This window comes from Enterococcus hulanensis (assembly GCF_005405485.1).
Classification (GTDB): domain Bacteria; phylum Bacillota; class Bacilli; order Lactobacillales; family Enterococcaceae; genus Enterococcus_A; species Enterococcus_A hulanensis.
Genome location: NZ_BJED01000002.1, coordinates 246,029 through 261,164, shown reverse-complemented (window position 1 = coordinate 261,164; position 15,136 = coordinate 246,029). Strand labels below are relative to the sequence as shown.

The 15,136-nt window shown below is 41.3% G+C and carries 15 protein-coding genes; 6 read left to right on the top strand and 9 right to left on the bottom strand.

Features of this window, described 5'->3' with window-relative positions; translation table 11 throughout:
- The first annotated feature begins 29 nt into the window (after nt 1–29).
- The 3 genes from FFR60_RS22900 to FFR60_RS03835 all read left to right on the top strand — a co-directional run bounded on the left by FFR60_RS22900 (nt 30) and on the right by FFR60_RS03835 (nt 2,680).
- Nucleotides 30–557, top strand: coding sequence for a hypothetical protein (locus FFR60_RS22900; RefSeq protein WP_249354943.1), 528 nt, complete (start codon nt 30–32; stop codon nt 555–557).
- Nucleotides 558–1,019: 462 nt separating this feature from the next.
- Nucleotides 1,020–1,805 (top strand): PrsW family glutamic-type intramembrane protease, encoded by a 786-nt coding sequence (locus tag FFR60_RS03840; protein ID WP_137663094.1) that lies wholly within the window; start codon nt 1,020–1,022, stop codon nt 1,803–1,805.
- A 641-nt stretch (nt 1,806–2,446) separates the two neighbouring features.
- A complete protein-coding gene (locus tag FFR60_RS03835; protein WP_137663093.1) occupies nt 2,447–2,680 on the top strand; it encodes a hypothetical protein in 234 nt (77 codons plus the stop codon).
- A gap of 564 nt (nt 2,681–3,244) precedes the next feature.
- On the opposite strand, the gene FFR60_RS03830 is transcribed toward FFR60_RS03835, so the two are convergent.
- From FFR60_RS03830 to FFR60_RS03820, 3 genes are all read right to left on the bottom strand, one after another.
- Nucleotides 3,245–4,420: a hypothetical protein gene (locus FFR60_RS03830; RefSeq protein ID WP_137663092.1), complete on the bottom strand. Its 1,176-nt coding sequence runs from the start codon at nt 4,418–4,420 to the stop codon at nt 3,245–3,247.
- A gap of 217 nt (nt 4,421–4,637) precedes the next feature.
- Nucleotides 4,638–5,210 (bottom strand): helix-turn-helix domain-containing protein, encoded by a 573-nt coding sequence (locus tag FFR60_RS03825; RefSeq protein WP_137663135.1) that lies wholly within the window; start codon nt 5,208–5,210, stop codon nt 4,638–4,640.
- Between the two features lie 142 nt (nt 5,211–5,352).
- Nucleotides 5,353–5,784, bottom strand: a complete 432-nt coding sequence (locus FFR60_RS03820) for a CPBP family intramembrane glutamic endopeptidase (protein WP_212741895.1) — start codon at nt 5,782–5,784, stop codon at nt 5,353–5,355.
- Between the two features lie 61 nt (nt 5,785–5,845).
- Between FFR60_RS03820 and FFR60_RS22805 the strand changes: the two genes are divergently transcribed.
- A complete protein-coding gene (locus FFR60_RS22805; protein WP_212741894.1) occupies nt 5,846–6,010 on the top strand; it encodes a hypothetical protein in 165 nt (54 codons plus the stop codon).
- 7 nt (nt 6,011–6,017) lie between these two features.
- Here the strand turns inward: FFR60_RS22805 and FFR60_RS03815 are convergent, their stop codons facing one another.
- Nucleotides 6,018–6,629 carry a TetR/AcrR family transcriptional regulator gene (locus FFR60_RS03815; RefSeq protein ID WP_137663091.1) on the bottom strand — a complete coding sequence of 204 codons (612 nt, stop codon included), beginning with the start codon at nt 6,627–6,629 and terminating at the stop codon, nt 6,018–6,020.
- Nucleotides 6,630–6,796: 167 nt separating this feature from the next.
- Between FFR60_RS03815 and FFR60_RS03810 the strand changes: the two genes are divergently transcribed.
- Together FFR60_RS03810 and FFR60_RS03805 are read left to right on the top strand one after the other, a co-directional pair.
- Nucleotides 6,797–7,498 (top strand): ABC transporter ATP-binding protein, encoded by a 702-nt coding sequence (locus FFR60_RS03810; RefSeq protein ID WP_137663090.1) that lies wholly within the window; start codon nt 6,797–6,799, stop codon nt 7,496–7,498.
- Nucleotides 7,498–9,747 carry an ABC transporter permease gene (locus FFR60_RS03805; RefSeq protein ID WP_137663089.1) on the top strand — a complete coding sequence of 750 codons (2,250 nt, stop codon included), beginning with the start codon at nt 7,498–7,500 and terminating at the stop codon, nt 9,745–9,747. Before FFR60_RS03810 ends, FFR60_RS03805 begins: the two co-directional genes overlap by 1 nt.
- A 167-nt stretch (nt 9,748–9,914) precedes the next feature.
- Here the strand turns inward: FFR60_RS03805 and FFR60_RS03800 are convergent, their stop codons facing one another.
- From FFR60_RS03800 to FFR60_RS03780, 5 genes are all read right to left on the bottom strand, one after another.
- Entirely contained in the window at nt 9,915–10,256 is a 342-nt protein-coding gene (locus FFR60_RS03800) for a type II toxin-antitoxin system PemK/MazF family toxin (protein ID WP_137663088.1), read from the bottom strand.
- Nucleotides 10,256–10,504 (bottom strand): AbrB/MazE/SpoVT family DNA-binding domain-containing protein, encoded by a 249-nt coding sequence (locus FFR60_RS03795; protein ID WP_249354942.1) that lies wholly within the window; start codon nt 10,502–10,504, stop codon nt 10,256–10,258. The genes FFR60_RS03800 and FFR60_RS03795 overlap by 1 nt, the downstream gene beginning before the upstream one ends.
- Before the next feature lie 125 nt (nt 10,505–10,629).
- Entirely contained in the window at nt 10,630–12,117 is a 1,488-nt protein-coding gene (gene yjeM, locus FFR60_RS03790; protein ID WP_137663087.1) for a glutamate/gamma-aminobutyrate family transporter YjeM, read from the bottom strand.
- Between the two features lie 622 nt (nt 12,118–12,739).
- On the bottom strand, nt 12,740–14,335 hold the full coding sequence (locus FFR60_RS03785) for an ABC transporter (RefSeq protein WP_137663086.1): 1,596 nt from the start codon (nt 14,333–14,335) through the stop codon (nt 12,740–12,742).
- A complete protein-coding gene (locus FFR60_RS03780) occupies nt 14,328–15,086 on the bottom strand; it encodes an ABC transporter ATP-binding protein (RefSeq protein WP_088935204.1) in 759 nt (252 codons plus the stop codon). The genes FFR60_RS03785 and FFR60_RS03780 overlap by 8 nt, the downstream gene beginning before the upstream one ends.
- Nucleotides 15,087–15,136 lie beyond the last annotated feature (50 nt).

Sequence of the window (15,136 nt, the reverse complement as noted above, 5' to 3'; positions counted from 1 at the left end):
AGAAGCACATTTCTTTCAAAAATACCTTTATGATTAACTCATCAAATACGAAAGGAATTGTTGAAATTAAAGATCATATTCATTTTTCAAGTCATCTGGCATATTATCGAAATGAAACTGATGAATCCATTGTCATAACAAATAATGGAGAAGAAGTTATCGTTGAAAAAACAACAATTGACGGTAACGGAGAACAACAAACTACCCGAGAAGCTTTTCCAATCATCAAAACAGATATGCACGATAGTTTATCGCAGAATAGAATTATTTACGGTGCTTGGCAATATACAGGGTTTGCAGTTGGAAGACAGTTTTTTGCAGCTCTAGCAGGGTTGGGAATTTCCAAAATTACTGCTGGTATTGCAGCAACGTTTTCTATTTCAAGTGCTGGCGCTTCATTTTTAGTAGGTTATATGGGAATTAAAGCTGGTATGAATGCAGCTAGTTTAGCAAAAGCATTGGATAGCAATGGCAACGGGTATATTGCTTTGTACAAACGGCATCTTAGAAATTATAAAAACGGTCCAAGTATTGGTACTCAACATAGAACTTACTAATCGAGGCGAATAATCCATGAAAAATGAAAAATTTTTTTTAAATGAATCTAAAAATTTCATAGGTGCATTTATCTTACTCTCTCTTTTATGGGGGATTTCAAGCTTTTTTCATTCACATTCGTTGATACTCAATCCAGCTTACGTTGTATTTGGGTTACAGGGGTATTTTGTTTATACAATTTCGCGATATAAAACTAAAGTTTTACAGAGATTAGTCTACTGTTTTATTACCTCGTACTTATGCCTCAAGTTAATTGATTTGCTAAAAATAAGTGAGCTAGCTATAAATAATTATTTTTTTATGGGGTTAATAATTGTTTGTATAATCACTTATTTTTATCTAAAAAAACAAACTTAATATGCCCGTATAGTGTATCTACGCATCTTACGGACATATGAAAAATCACAAAGAAAGCGCCTGTATCATCTGATACAGGCGCTAATCTTGGATAAGGAGCATTTATGCGAAAAACAATTATTTTCATTTTTTGTTTAGTACTATTGTTTTTCAACTTCAACACTGAAATCAAGGGTTTACTTTTACAGTTAAACAGTTTTGATCAAATGAAACGATTATTATTAATCGTTATTACCATTTCTTGTTATACATTGCCAGTAACGCTTCTATTAAATTACAAAATGCAGGTTATTAGTTTTAATGAACTTTTATGGTTCATTTTGAATGGTAGTTTTATTGCAGGGACGTTTTCCTATTATCTAATCTATCAATTAGATAACTTTATTATAAAAAACTCATCTATTTCTTTGCTAGGCGCTGCATTAGAGGAAGTATTAAAAGCTTTAGCGTTTATTTTGGCATTCTTTTTAATTTACAAGAAGAATAAATACAATATTTTGAACATATTCGCCTTTGCGAGCCTTTTAGGATTAGGATTTCAAATGTATGAAGATTATATTTACTTCCTTAACAGTGTGGATCAAGGTTCTATTATATTCCTAAAATCGATGTTCGAAAGATTGTCAAATTCTATTTCTTCACATTGGATGTACACGGGTATTACTTCATTTGGAATAATCACTCTTTTAGAAAAAAATATAACAAAGAGTATTAGTATGCTTTTATTAATATCACCTGCAGTTCTGCATATTATTTGGAATTCTTCATGGAATAATTCTACATTCATTTCTAGTATATTGTCAGCGATTACAGTGTATTTATATTTTTATTCATATAAGACAGCCTATGACTATAGTCAAAACACTAATGGGTTCCATTTTAAAGTTTAACTGAGCCATTTTCATAATTATAAATGCTGTCATATCAATGGTTAAAAGCAGTGAAAAATCGCTACTTCCCCATATTAAAGTACAGAAACCGTGCATAAGTTACACGAAAGAGCTAGCTTCTCTATTTTGCCTTTCCACTAATATCACGCATTTTCATCCGTTTCTCATAATGAAAAGGAGCAAAAATGATTGTTTTACACTATTCTGGGTGTTATTGAAATTCGCTCACATAGTGATAATTCTTTGCGTTTTTTTCGACGTTCAAGATCAAAAGGATAAATCAGCCACTAACAAGCAGTCATCTAATATAATAGGATCATCAAAAAGATTTGTGAAGCTATTTTAATTCTTGACATATTATTTTTGGTACTCGGCTTTTTACTTTCGGTCAACGTCGTACCAATCCAAAACTTGAATCTATTATCGAATGTTGAAAAAAGAAGACTGTTAGAGGAGTATGCGATCAATTATCCTTTAGGCTTATTACTATTAAAGATCGGCATCGTGCTGTTGATCCCGCTTTTACTTTTTTACGTTTACTCGTTTATTAGAAGTAAATGGATCAAACAGAGGAATTACTAGCGTATTATTAGGTCGGAAAATGGGCTTAGTTTATCTGCTTTATTAAGGAGTGAATTTCAATGAAGGACACAAAATTCTTTTTAAAATTTGGCCTTTTAGGCGCTTTACTGAAAGATCTTTTTTCAGTTGGCTCTGCTAAAAGTCAGCTAAAAATGATCATTTCTATCTTGCTTTTTTTACTGCTGGCAATGGGGCTGCTATTTTTGACAACAGGAAAATTAGGCTTAGTTCCCCTGTTTTTGATCGTTATCGTCTCCATATTTTATGGTCGCTTGATCAAAAAGTACCTGTAAACTGAAAACCGATTTAAGGAGCTTTCAATGAGTAAAACGTTGAAAACTAATTTAATATCTAGCGAATAATTCAAATTTGCTGCATAAAAATAGTTTTCGACTTTTAAACAATGAAAACTGCTTTTAAATGTATTCTATGGATAGCGCAGGTTTGAAAATTAAGAAAGGAACGGACTGATGGTGAAACTTCGGGGAAACATCTAAAAACTGCTGGAATAATGGGTTCTCTGTGTAGCATTTCACAGTTGATCACCTATTTAATAAAGGGGGAGCTAAACCAAGACACATTCATTTCGTTCTGCCGACCTTCTTTGTTGTAGATATCGTTTCATTTATCATCGATAAACAGACCAACATCGAAAATCTAAAGCAGCGCAAAACAAACCACCGGCTTAATGATAATCAAGTCGGTGGTTCTATTTATTTATCATTATCACTCCTGGCCACTCCGAAAAAAGCGACGGATATTTGCTTTTTTCGACCATTCCCGAATCAACGGAAAGTTCAGTTTGACCCCACCACAAATAATCCTCACATCAGGTTACAAAAGGACTAAGCCTATTTTTATCGTTTTTTTCTTTTTCGATTCTTGCCGTTTTTTCCCTTATGTTTATTTTTCTTGCTGGTTTTGCCTGTGGTTCCCTCTTGACGACTTCCCCTGCTGTTGATCAGACTCTGGGCAGCCAGTTGGCTTCCGCTGAGGGGGCGATTCTTACGGGTTCGTTCTTTAACGGGCTCTGGTTTAGGCGGCTCAGCGACACCGACTGCTGGCTGTTCTTCGGATTTCTGAACGTGGGACTGCTGCACAAAGTCGGAAATAGTCGGCGGTACAAAGGCTGGTTCCTGTTCTTCTGACGGCTCAGCCGGACGCTCAACAAATACGACCGCCAGCTCCTCCAGTTTTTTCCCTTCTGGCAAATGAGCTTGCACTAAGGCCCATGCTTCGGCATCGCTCAAGGTTCGTGGATCAAAGCCGTGAGGCACCATGATTGTAAGTTCTTCTTTGGTTTCTTCTGTCGATTCCTCGGAAATTTGGGCGGATTCCGGCTGTTTTTGCTGCAGCGCTGCTTTAGGATCGATCATTTCTTCTAGTTCTTCCTTCGGTGCTTCATGATGCATGACCTTGGCATTTTTAAAATAATCAAACTTGACGTATTGCGCGAATTTCCAGCTATCCTCCTGCTTAAAAAGAGGAAGGGTCGTCAACTGTTCCAACAGCTTATAGGTTTGCTCTCCCGCCTCTTCTGTGGTCACCGCAGGGTTGATATCCCGTAATGTCCAGGTATGTCTTTTCCCGTTAGTTGCCTTAAAAACAGCCACCAGATAGTAATTATATTTAGAGATTTCAGTCGGTGCTTGGATAACGGAATGGAGATATTTGCTAGTTAAACGAGCTTCCTCGGAGAATTTAAGATAGGCCTTTTTATTGCTGAAAAGTCGATGAACGACGGTGTCAAACTCGCCGCTTTTGAAGTAAGGTTTGAAATAAGGGAGATTTTTCCGCAGCACATCGCTTGGTTCTGCTGTCAGAAACAGCTCACGGACCAAATCCTTTAAAAAATCAGAATAGTCGCTTAAAACCAGTGCATTTTTAATCATGATCGCCACCGCATACTGGATGACCATAGACACATTTTTAGTATGTTCAAAATAGCTGATAATTTTCTGCTCCAGTGTGCTGCGTTTGGTAACGAACAGCTGCATTTGACTTAATGGTTTGGTTTGTACGTTCTTTTTCATAATAAATCGCTCCCTCACACTTCTCTGTATACGTTTTCATTTTTCCTCAAAAACATCATACCGCAACCTGGCTCAAAAAAAACAAAAAAACGTAAAAAAAATAACCCAGATTTATTATTAATAATAAAGAAATGTGCACCCAAAATTGAAAATTTGACAGCAAAAAAGCGGCTAAAGGATTGATATTACAACCTTTTTAGCCGCTTTTTTTAAATTCTTAAAACATCCCGCTAACCCACAGACTCAATAACACAATCGCCAATGCGACCGCAGCGAAAACGACCACGATCATTGTTTTCGACAGCAGATCTTTTCCGAAGCTCCGCTCTTCGCGGACTTTTTCAACGTCTCCGCCTTCCATATAAGCAATGATTTCCTTGTAAGTCTTAACATTCTTTTCTTTTTTGAACTTTTCAAGTTTCATTGCTGCCCAAAGTGCTGGTAAAAATAGGATAAGGGAAATCCACAATCCATTATCTCCAAATATTTTTATTGCTGGTCCAACCGATATTGCCGTAACAACAGTACCAATTAACATAATATAGGCATACTTATCTGACTCATCTTTTTTAATCACTTTTTTCATCGTTTCCACGTCTCCTTTGACAAGTTCGTCTAAAGTCACGTTAAAAAGAACACTCAGCAATAACAGATTATGAATATCCGGATAACTCCGTTCGTTCTCCCAATTCGAAATCGTCTGTCGGGACACATAGATTTTTTCTGATAATTCCTCTTGGGAAAAACCCGCCTCTTCGCGTAATCGTTTGATCTGTTTGCTTAAATTCATTTCATCCGCTCCTTCATCCTCACCATAAGACAGCCCGCTGATTCTCACCAGCAAAACTCTTTGTCATCGGCCATTTTTGCCTTGTCAAAAGTCTTTATCAAACCCAAAAAGCTTGATCTATCAATGTTTTATAATTTATCACTCAACGACCAAAAATATTCATCGCACCATGCAGCAAAATCGTCGAATAGCAATTTTTCGTTCGTAAGCGCAGTAATCCCAAGACTAAACCGTAGCATAAGCCGATAATTACCGTCCAAATCAGTGCTTCTGGCAAGCCCTCTCCGACGCGGAAGGCCAATGAATCAGAATAGCCCAAATGCCAGATGCCAAATAGAACTGACGACCATAAATAAACTGGTACTGCTCGTTTAAAAATAACACTTATTTGATTCCAGACATACCCTCTGAAAATCAGTTCCTCAAAAATCGGCGTCACGATACTACTATAGATTAAGAGCAGGATCGCTTCAATTCCGCCTGAATAGTTCGCCGGCGTCGTCACCAATAAAAGGCCGACGATGCCTGTCGCAAAAAAGTAGCGCCTACTAAAGCTTGGCGGGAAAATGTTCAATGCAATCTTCCGCCGTTTGCAGATTACCACAATAAGAGCCGTCAACAGCAGGAAGCTGAGCATGGAGGCAAGATGGTCTGAAAAGTTCGTCCGCTTAATGAATAAGAAAAATAGCTGCTTTCATCCTAGCCGTAAAAACTGGAGTATTACCAGCAGTCCTATGATTTTCAACATCGCCTTTTCCTTCATTCGACTCTCCTTCTTGACCGTTCAGCTGTCTAACTAAAAAGTATTTATCTCCGTTCAATCGCCTCAAAAATCTCGATCGGCGGTGTCGTCATACATTTTGAGATGACCCGAGCAATTTCCTCCGGTGATTCCTTGGCGCCGCTTCGAATCCAGCGCTTAACGATCGCGATCGCGCCATGATAAATAAACTCCTGCTGCAATTTTTCCGATTCGCTAAACTCTCGCGGGTTCAGACGAATTTTTTCTTGGACCGCAGAGATATACGCTCGCTCAAGTTTTTCGATAAATTGCGGACGACCGTATTCTCCCAACAGTGTTTGCGCCGTTTCTTTTCGTTCATATAAGTAATTCATAACCACCAAACAGGCTTCCTTGAAAAGTTTTTCTACCTGATTGCGGCCGTATAACTCGATTTTCTCCGTCACTGCCCAGCCAACATGGTCAGTCAGGACCTGTTTGAAAGTGGAATAAATCTCCTCCTCCACCTCTTCTAGGACCGCGTATTTATCTGGAAAGTGGTGATAAAACGTGCCGCGATTGATTTCTGCCCGTTTTGACAAATTCGCTACGGTAATTTTGTCAAAGCCCATTTCATTCATCATCGCAAAAAAGGTCTGGATGATATGTATCTTTGTTCGATCTGTTTTATTCGACATCTTTTCCTCCAACAATTTGACCTGATCTGTTGAATTTTTGAACAATCTCTTGCGAACTGTTTAACTTTTGAACACTCGTTGAAAGATTGTTCGTTGTTCAACCTGTGATTTCAGCTTAGACTAGAAAACATAAAAAATCAACACAGTGTTCAATCAGGAGGGATACCATGGCTTACATTCAAGCGAAGAAGTTAAAAAAGAGTTACCGAACAGCAACAACAGAGATTCCGGCCTTAACAGATATTTCATTTTCCCTTGATAAGGGGGAATTCACAGTGATTTTAGGTCCTAGCGGGTCTGGCAAAACAACGCTGCTGAACCTTTTAGGCGGCATGGATCAGCCGACTGGCGGCGAACTGTTTGTTCAAGAAGAGCCGATCCATCGCTATCAAGAAAAGGAATTGACCGAGTATCGCCGCAAAAATGTCGGCTTCATCTTTCAATTTTACAATTTGATTCCGACTTTGACGGCTTTAGAAAATGTGGCGATTGCGCAAAAAATTGCCGAGAACCCCTTTCAAGCCGCGGACATTCTTGAAAAAGTTCAGCTCTCTCATCGGCTAACCAATTTCCCGCAGGAGCTTTCCGGCGGCGAACAGCAGCGGGTCTCCATCGCTCGTGCCGTCTGCAAAAATCCGCAGCTGATTTTGTGTGATGAGCCGACCGGAGCCTTAGACAGCGAAACTGGAAAACAGGTCCTCCACCTATTAAAGGAAATGGCGGTGATCCATGGACATACGATCATCGTCGTGACTCACAATGCCTCGATCGCGCAAATCGCTGATCGTGTGCTGCATTTAAAAGACGGTGCAATTGTTGAAAACATTCGGCAAAATCAGCCGTTGCAGATCGATGAGGTGAAGTGGTAATGGTACGTAAAACCTTTCGCGATCTCCGCAAAAATTGGATCAGTTTCCTCTCGGTCTTTCTCATGAGCTTCATTTGCCTCTTTATTTTTACGGGTATTTTCCATCTGAGTCAGCAAATGGATGCGACTGGCAAGGAATTTGTAAAGGATAGTCGTTTGGCCGATAATGTCTTATCTGTCGCAAGTTTCAACGCCGAAATGGAGCAGGAAATGAACAAGCTGGAAAACGTCAAGCAGGTCGCCCGACGATCGATCGGTCGTTATCAGACCGACAAATTCTCATTGACACTCCTCACCTTCAATCACTCAGCCATCAGCAGACCACAGGTAATTCGAGGAGCAAAGCTTACGGATCGAGCCGGAATTTGGCTGGATGAGGATTTCTTTCAGGCACGTCACTATCAGCTTGGAGAAGCTTTTTTGATCGAGGACACATCCTATGAAATTTTAGGAACGGTGCGCCAGCCTGAATTTATCTACCATACTGCCAGCGAAGACCAGCCGCTGCCGAACCACAAAAAAAGCGGCTATGCTTACCTTTCCCAGCAGTCTTTTGAGCATTTGCGACTCTATCCTGTTCATCAGCTCTTGGTGAAAACCAAGAAAAACAGCAATCCCCCTTGGCTGGAAAAAGAGCTAGCGGACATTTGGGCAGCAGACTATCTGGAATTGAACCAGCCACAAGATACTTCGGGCCTTTCGATCTTCTTTGATCGCGTCACGCAAATCCAGCGTCTGGCCTTTCTCTTTTCAAGTCTGTTCTTGCTGCTGACTTTGATCACGATGGAAGCCACGATGCGGCGCTTCGTCAAACAGCAGCAGCTGCAAATCGCCGTATTGAAAGCACAAGGCTTCAGCCGCCGCACGGTCCTGCTCCATTATTTATCCTTTGGCATGATCGTGACCCTTTTTGGCGCGAGTCTCGGCTGCATGCTCGGACCCAAACTACTTTCTCCGGCTTTATTAACAGCCATCGGCAATCAGTTTTCGGTCCCGGCTTGGCTGGAAGTCCACACTTCCCTTGGGTACCTTATGGTCGCAGTAGTCACTTTGTTGAACATGCTGATCACCTTGCTTCCGGTACTGCCGCTTATTGGACAGCTGCCGGCAAAAATCATGCAAAAGCAGTCAAATCAACGGTTCAAACGAGTCTGGCTGGAGCATACGAAGCTCTGGTCTCACCTGCCTTTTGCTCTGCAATGGACACTGCGGGACATCCAAAGAAATCGGCGGCGGGCGGTGCTGGGGATTTTCGGTGCGCTGGGCTGCATGCTGCTGTTGATCGCGGCTCTGGGGATCAAGGATTCCATCAATTTTTCCTTAGACTCAATCTTTAATGATACCTACCGCTACGAAGAAAAAGTCACGTTTAAAAAGCCCTTGAATGCTCAGGAAAGAACCGCGACAGCAGAAACGATCACGGATTATCAATGGCTGGAGCAGCAAAATATCAAGCTGCTGAAGGATTCCGAAGAACAAGCGACCAAAGCCACCATCGTGTCAGATGGCAATGAGCTGGCGGTTCCTACATTGGATTTGCAGGACTTAGCCGCCAATCAAGTCGGCCTCTCGGACGCCCTAGCAAAAAAGCTCAAGGTAAAACCAAAGGATACGGTGTATATCAAGCTGCAGCAGCAAATTTTTCCCGTCTATATCAAAACAATCGTTCCTATTTCTTCACCGCAGGGGCTCTTCTTTTCACAGGCAGTTTGGGAGAACCTCCAGCAAACCTTTGAGCCGCAAAGCCTCCTGCTGCCTAAGAAGGATCAGCTGCCGGAGATGCCTTTGATCGCTAGCAGAAACGTCAAGCAGCAGCAATTTGAAGACTCCCAGAAGCTGCTTGAGGGAATCCTCATGATTGTCACGCTATTGATTCTTGCGGCATTGGCTTTAGGGATCACCATTATGCTGAACTGTCATTTACTGATCTTTTCCGAGCGGTTCATCGAATTCGCCACGCTGAAGGTCTTGGGCTTCACGAAGCGGGAAGTCCTCTCTTTATCCTTTTTAGAGACTTCATTATTAACGTTGATTGGTTGGCTGCTAGGATTGCCCGCGGGCTGGCTGTTTCTCAAAGCCTATGTGGCGATGGTCTCTACCGATCAGCAGCAGTATTTGCCGCATATCACTTTTCAAAGCTTGGCACTTGCCAGTCTCGTTTTATTTGGGTGTATGCTACTGGTTCAAGCCTATCTAAATCTCCGCATCAATCGAATAGATTTCGCCACCGCCTTAAAGCCTGCGGAATAACGAAAAAAAATCTCCCAGCGAATATTCGCCGGGAGATTTCGGTCTTTAAATAAACATTTTTAAATAATAAAGTCGAACTTGTTTTATCGTCTTTATCAGCAGTCTCTTTTGCAGTTAAACTTTCTATTCGTCACTATACAATCATCAGCTATTGCATGTGAGCCTTTTTAGTTTTCAATTGATACAAAAGCTTCGATTCTTTCTAAAATTTCTGAAAAACAGCCAACTTCACACATATCTCTTTTTTCTATGTTTCGTTTACTGAAATCTAATGAACGCATCTGATGCACGGATATTTGTCCACTTACTTTCGAATTCATTGTCTTTAAATCAACATACAGCGGCGCTTTTCTTTTTGTTGAAGAAATTGGACAGACATAACAAAATCCGGTCCGTCGATTAAACTCATAGTTAGTTACAACGACAGCCGGTCTTCTCTTCTTAATCTCAGACCCCAATGAAGGATCAAAATTAATAAATACAACATCTCTTTGACGAGGTATATACATTAATCAATTACCTCCGAAGGTAAAGAATTGAATTCATCCCATTCAGTATCTTCTTTTGTCAACTCGTTTCTGACATCACCCCAAAATTCATCACTATAGTAGATATCTTTGATTTTAGGAGTTAACACATAGGTTTTATTGAAGGAACGCAAAGTAAACTTATCGCCTTCATTCATCTGAGATTTTTTGGGGAAAATAATACCGACAGAATTACCAATTTTTTTAACTTCAACATCCATTTCTTCCATATAATCGCCTCCCGTTACAACAAGTATAACTTTTTTCAAGGTGATTGCAATGGAATGAAATTGATTTTAAAAAACTTCTAAAAAAATCTCCCAGCGATCCTCCGCCGGGAGATTTCTATTTTATATTATTCAGCTTTCGAACGGCGTACATAGTTTTGGTAAAGAATGATACCAACTACTGTAAAGCCAACTGGCCCTGCGATCATCCAAAGAGTATCGCGTGCGCCGGCACCTTCGATGATTGGTTGGAAGATCGTGAAGACATTCGCACCCAATACTAATAAGAAGACTACCACACTGATTGCCATGGTCATGCTTTGAGATTTGTACACTTCGAATGGACGTTCCAAGCCTTCTTTTTTCTTGAATTTAGGGAATGCATAAATCAAGAACAAGTAAGGTAGAGTCATAGAAACGTTCGCCATCAAGGTCAAAATGTTATAAAACGCTGATGGATCTGGTGTCGCAAATGAGGCAATCAAGATGATTGCAACAACGAGCGCACATTGTGCCCACATTGCATAGCTTGGCATACCGTTTTCGTTTAATTCAGTAAATTTCTTAGGCCATAATTTCTTCGGTGTACCCATGATCAACGTCTTCAATGGAGAATACGTCAAAGTAAAGAAGGCACCACTATACGCTAAGAACATCCCTAAACCAGTATAACGAGCAAACCAGTTCCCCATACTGATAGCGGCTGCTTGACTAAGGCCGATGCCTTTACCAAATTCAACCCCTAAGTTGTTCATCATTACGTAAGAAATATTACCCAAGTTTGTTGAATTGCCTGATAAAACATCTTGCCAGTTCGTGCTTACGCCCCATAGGAAGATTCCTAATGCGTAACCAATCGAAATGATCAAGGCAGAAAGAACGACCGCTTTAGGGAATGTTTTTTCCGGATTACGGGTTTTATCAACCATCCCACCAACAGCTTCTAAACCGCCGTAAGCGAAGATCGCGAATACCGCAAAACCTAACAAGCCGATCGGACTTTGGTAACTAGGATTTGGAGAATGTAAAATGTGGTCGAATGGTTGAGCTAAATGTCCGCCATTAACAACCAAAATAATACCAGAAATCACGATTAAAACAACGTTTAAACTAGTTACCGCCAAACCGCCAAGACTGGTGATCTTGACAATTCCTTTAACCCCTTTGATCGAGACTAAAGTAACGATGATCATCCACACGCAGGCTAAGATCCCAACTAATTGAGTCGAGTTCAAACCAAACATGCTTAATTTTTGCGTTTGGTCACTTCCGGCAAAGGCCGTTGTAAAAGGAATCCAAACTTTTGATGATGTAGATACCATCCAGACAACGTAAGATGCAAACCACATGAATGTTCCGATAAACGCGAAACGTGGACCTACGCTGACTTCCAACCATTTATACATCCCGCTGTTTTCGCCTTTGATCGTTGAACCGAATTCAGCCATCATTAGGGCAAAAGGAATGAAAAATAGAATCGCAGCAATGACATAAAAGACGATTGAGCCGTACCCCATCAAGTAGAATGCCACTGGACCGTTAGCAAACCCAAAAACTGAGGTAAAGATCATCATGACCAGAGCGCCAAGCGTCATGCCTTTTTCTGCTTTGGACATTGAAACCACTCCTATTCAATTTTGTCTCAGGTACTCCTTCTTCTACCGTATTCATCCCATCAATTAGTTATTAATTGAGCAAGAATCTTTTAGTAACGAGCAGACCCTAAATGTAACTCTACAATGAAAAAACACGAAGCGCAAGAAAGTGCATTGTCGAAATTTTCAGACAATTGCTTTCATAAAAAGAACAATTTAATAAAAAGAAACCTTTACGGGAAATGATAAAATAACTATAATCCAAGACTTCGTGAAAACCAAATCGAACTTGTTTTTTTATCTTTTCTGCGACCTGCGAAAAAAGCGTGTTATATCATGACTTATTTTGACTACGCAAAAAAACGAAAACGCTACCCTTTTATCCAACAACTTTATTTAAAATTAAAAAAGTACAGCGAATTTACTAATAAAAGAAAACTCCCCCTAAGCTTAACCTTCCAAACGCACCGAATTATGAAAAAACCATTTAAATAATTTTATTAAACTGCCATCCTAACTCCATCAATCATCAATCAAAAAACACCGATAATTTAATCTTTTCGAGCATTATTTGCACGGTTTTGGGCTTACTTCTAGCAGAGGATAAAAAAAGAATCTCTTTAAAAGAGACTCTTTCCTTCAATCAACTTCTCAGCTTTTTCCAAAAATTACTATGGTTGATCCACAGCCATGCTCCAGACAGGATCGCCAGCCAGATCATCACTCCGCCATTTAGCACGAGCGGATTAAAGTTCATCAAAACGCCGACCACATACAGCGCGATCAAGATCGCCCCTACAAATATGGTGCCGAACATCCACAGCATCAGCCCATAATTGCCGACACCGCGCGTGAAAAGCTGACTAACATTCGTCCAGGTCAGATTCAACAAGCGATAATCGCGGCTGAAAAAGTGCAGCGACAGTAAATACGTGCCCCATAATATCCCGATCACAAAAGCCAACATGAGTAAAATCGGCAGCTTCAGCACGATTGCCATGATGATACCAACACCGCCTGAGATGCACATTTGAAGCTTGCAGCCGACCCAAAACTTTTGCCGCAAGTATTTATCCAATGACAGCGGCAGTGATTGGATAAAGGAGAAATTCTCCCGATCCAATGAGATTAGATTGCTGACAAATGAGGTTTGATTCAAGGTAATACACGCAAAAACGATCCCGCAGACGAAAAAAACGCCCATGAACTTCAGTCCCAAGGTGCTCAAGCTGACGGGACTGGTGGTAATCATCGTCCCCACCATTACGATCGGCATGATCAACGATGAGGTCAGAACCTGCATAATCAGGTTGGGATTTTTCAGCAGCTGATAATTGTAGCTGGCTAATTGCTTTTTCAAGGATTGATTGCTCTTTCGTTTGCGTTTGGTCGCCACTGTATGAGAGCCCTCATCACTGAATTGCTCATACAGACTAGGAACCACGAAAAAGCGCAGCGCCAGCAGCAGTAGCCCGGTCAAAACCAGCAAACCCGCTAACGGCAGCAGTCCTTTAATAGAAAGCAGCTCATGCATCACATGATAAAACGGCATGAAAATCGCAAATGGATGACGATCAGGAACTCCTGCCGAGTGATCCAACGAGTTTTGGGTAAAGTTGATCGCTAAGATCCCGCCTACTGAAACGAGCATCGAAAAGCCCAGCATCAAGCTGGTAAACAGCTTTTTGTGACGGCGAAACAGCTTGGTTTTAGTCATTCCAAAAACGATCAGACTGCACAGACTAAACAATAAAATAAAGAAGATCAAAAACAGCAGGATCGCTCCGACCACTGCCAACACAATGGAGTAGCCGCTTTTAAAGGCTGTTAGGAAAAATAAAATCAACAGCGGCAGTAAAAATGGCACGATCGTCATCCCCACCGCCAAGAATTTCGCGATAAAGATTTCCCCCTGCTTGATCGGCAGCGGCAGATAATCCTGCAGATCCTTACTTTCAAAGAACACGTTAAAAATCGCAGACAGCGACTGAGAAAAACCGATCAGCGCGAACAGGGCCATATAATAGGTGAAAAAGCCCGGCAGCCGCGCGAAATCGATCAATACCATCGTTGCCCCATAAATCGCTAAAAAGATCACACCCGACAGCAGGTATTGTTGGATGATGCTGCGGATGACTTGTTTTCCTTTGCGGCCTTTTTTGCGGATTTGATTCGTCGATGACGGATTGACATAGAGCATGTTCACCGCGATCAAACGCTTGATGATCCCGCTATTCATGAGCATCCTCCTCAATCTCTGAAATCAGATCACCGTCCGCTTGCCGTCCCGCCATCTTGAGGTAGACGCTTTCCAGCGATTCATTCGGGTAATCTTGCAGCAGATTGTCCACCGAGCCATTGTAGATCAGCTCGCCTTTTTTCAAGATCGCCAGCTCATCGCATAATTGCTGCGCGGTGTCTAAAACGTGGGTAGAAAAAATCACCGTTTTACCCTTTTCCGCATGACGCTTGATCATTTCCTTCAAATCAAATGCGGCCTGCGGGTCCAAGCCCTGCAGCGGTTCATCCAAGATCCAAATATCCGGATCAGGCAGCAGCGCCCCGATGATGATCGTTTTCTGCCGCATCCCATGAGAGAAGCTTTCCAGCGTTTCGTCCTCGTGACCCACGAGATCAAACAATTCGATCAGCTCCTGCCGCCGTTGTTCCTGCCCCTTCAATTCATAGGCCGCTGAGATCAAGTCCCAGTATTCATTGGCCGTCAGCTGCAAAAACATATCTGGCGAATCCGGCACGTAGGCGATCTTCTTTTTGATCCCCAGCCGATCCTCCTTCATGTTCTTGCCATCAAAGAGAATTTCACCATTCGTCGGTTCAATAATGCTGACTAAACTTTTTATCGTCGTCGATTTTCCCGCACCATTGTGCCCTAAAAAACCGAAAATCTCGCCGTCTTTGATCGTTAAGCTCAAATTATCCAGCGCTTTTTTATCTCCATAAACTTTGGTTACACCAATTAATTCAATCATTTACATCACCCCTTCACTAAACTATACGAGAAAAGCCCCTCCGTGACAAT

Bases quoted from the DNA above. Each gene is read 5' to 3' on its own strand.
- FFR60_RS22900 (WP_249354943.1), top strand. From the start codon at position 30: ATGATTAACTCATCAAATACGAAAGGAATTGTTGAAATTAAAGATCAT.
- FFR60_RS03840 (WP_137663094.1), top strand. From the start codon at position 1,020: ATGCGAAAAACAATTATTTTCATTTTTTGTTTAGTACTATTGTTTTTC.
- FFR60_RS03835 (WP_137663093.1), top strand. From the start codon at position 2,447: ATGAAGGACACAAAATTCTTTTTAAAATTTGGCCTTTTAGGCGCTTTA.
- FFR60_RS03830 (WP_137663092.1), bottom strand. From the start codon at position 4,420: ATGAAAAAGAACGTACAAACCAAACCATTAAGTCAAATGCAGCTGTTC.
- FFR60_RS03825 (WP_137663135.1), bottom strand. From the start codon at position 5,210: ATGAATTTAAGCAAACAGATCAAACGATTACGCGAAGAGGCGGGTTTT.
- FFR60_RS22805 (WP_212741894.1), top strand. From the start codon at position 5,846: ATGGAGGCAAGATGGTCTGAAAAGTTCGTCCGCTTAATGAATAAGAAA.
- FFR60_RS03815 (WP_137663091.1), bottom strand. From the start codon at position 6,629: ATGTCGAATAAAACAGATCGAACAAAGATACATATCATCCAGACCTTT.
- FFR60_RS03810 (WP_137663090.1), top strand. From the start codon at position 6,797: ATGGCTTACATTCAAGCGAAGAAGTTAAAAAAGAGTTACCGAACAGCA.
- FFR60_RS03805 (WP_137663089.1), top strand. From the start codon at position 7,498: ATGGTACGTAAAACCTTTCGCGATCTCCGCAAAAATTGGATCAGTTTC.
- FFR60_RS03800 (WP_137663088.1), bottom strand. From the start codon at position 10,256: ATGTATATACCTCGTCAAAGAGATGTTGTATTTATTAATTTTGATCCT.
- FFR60_RS03795 (WP_249354942.1), bottom strand. From the start codon at position 10,504: ATGGAAGAAATGGATGTTGAAGTTAAAAAAATTGGTAATTCTGTCGGT.
- yjeM (WP_137663087.1), bottom strand. From the start codon at position 12,117: ATGTCCAAAGCAGAAAAAGGCATGACGCTTGGCGCTCTGGTCATGATG.
- FFR60_RS03785 (WP_137663086.1), bottom strand. From the start codon at position 14,335: ATGAATAGCGGGATCATCAAGCGTTTGATCGCGGTGAACATGCTCTAT.
- FFR60_RS03780 (WP_088935204.1), bottom strand. From the start codon at position 15,086: ATGATTGAATTAATTGGTGTAACCAAAGTTTATGGAGATAAAAAAGCG.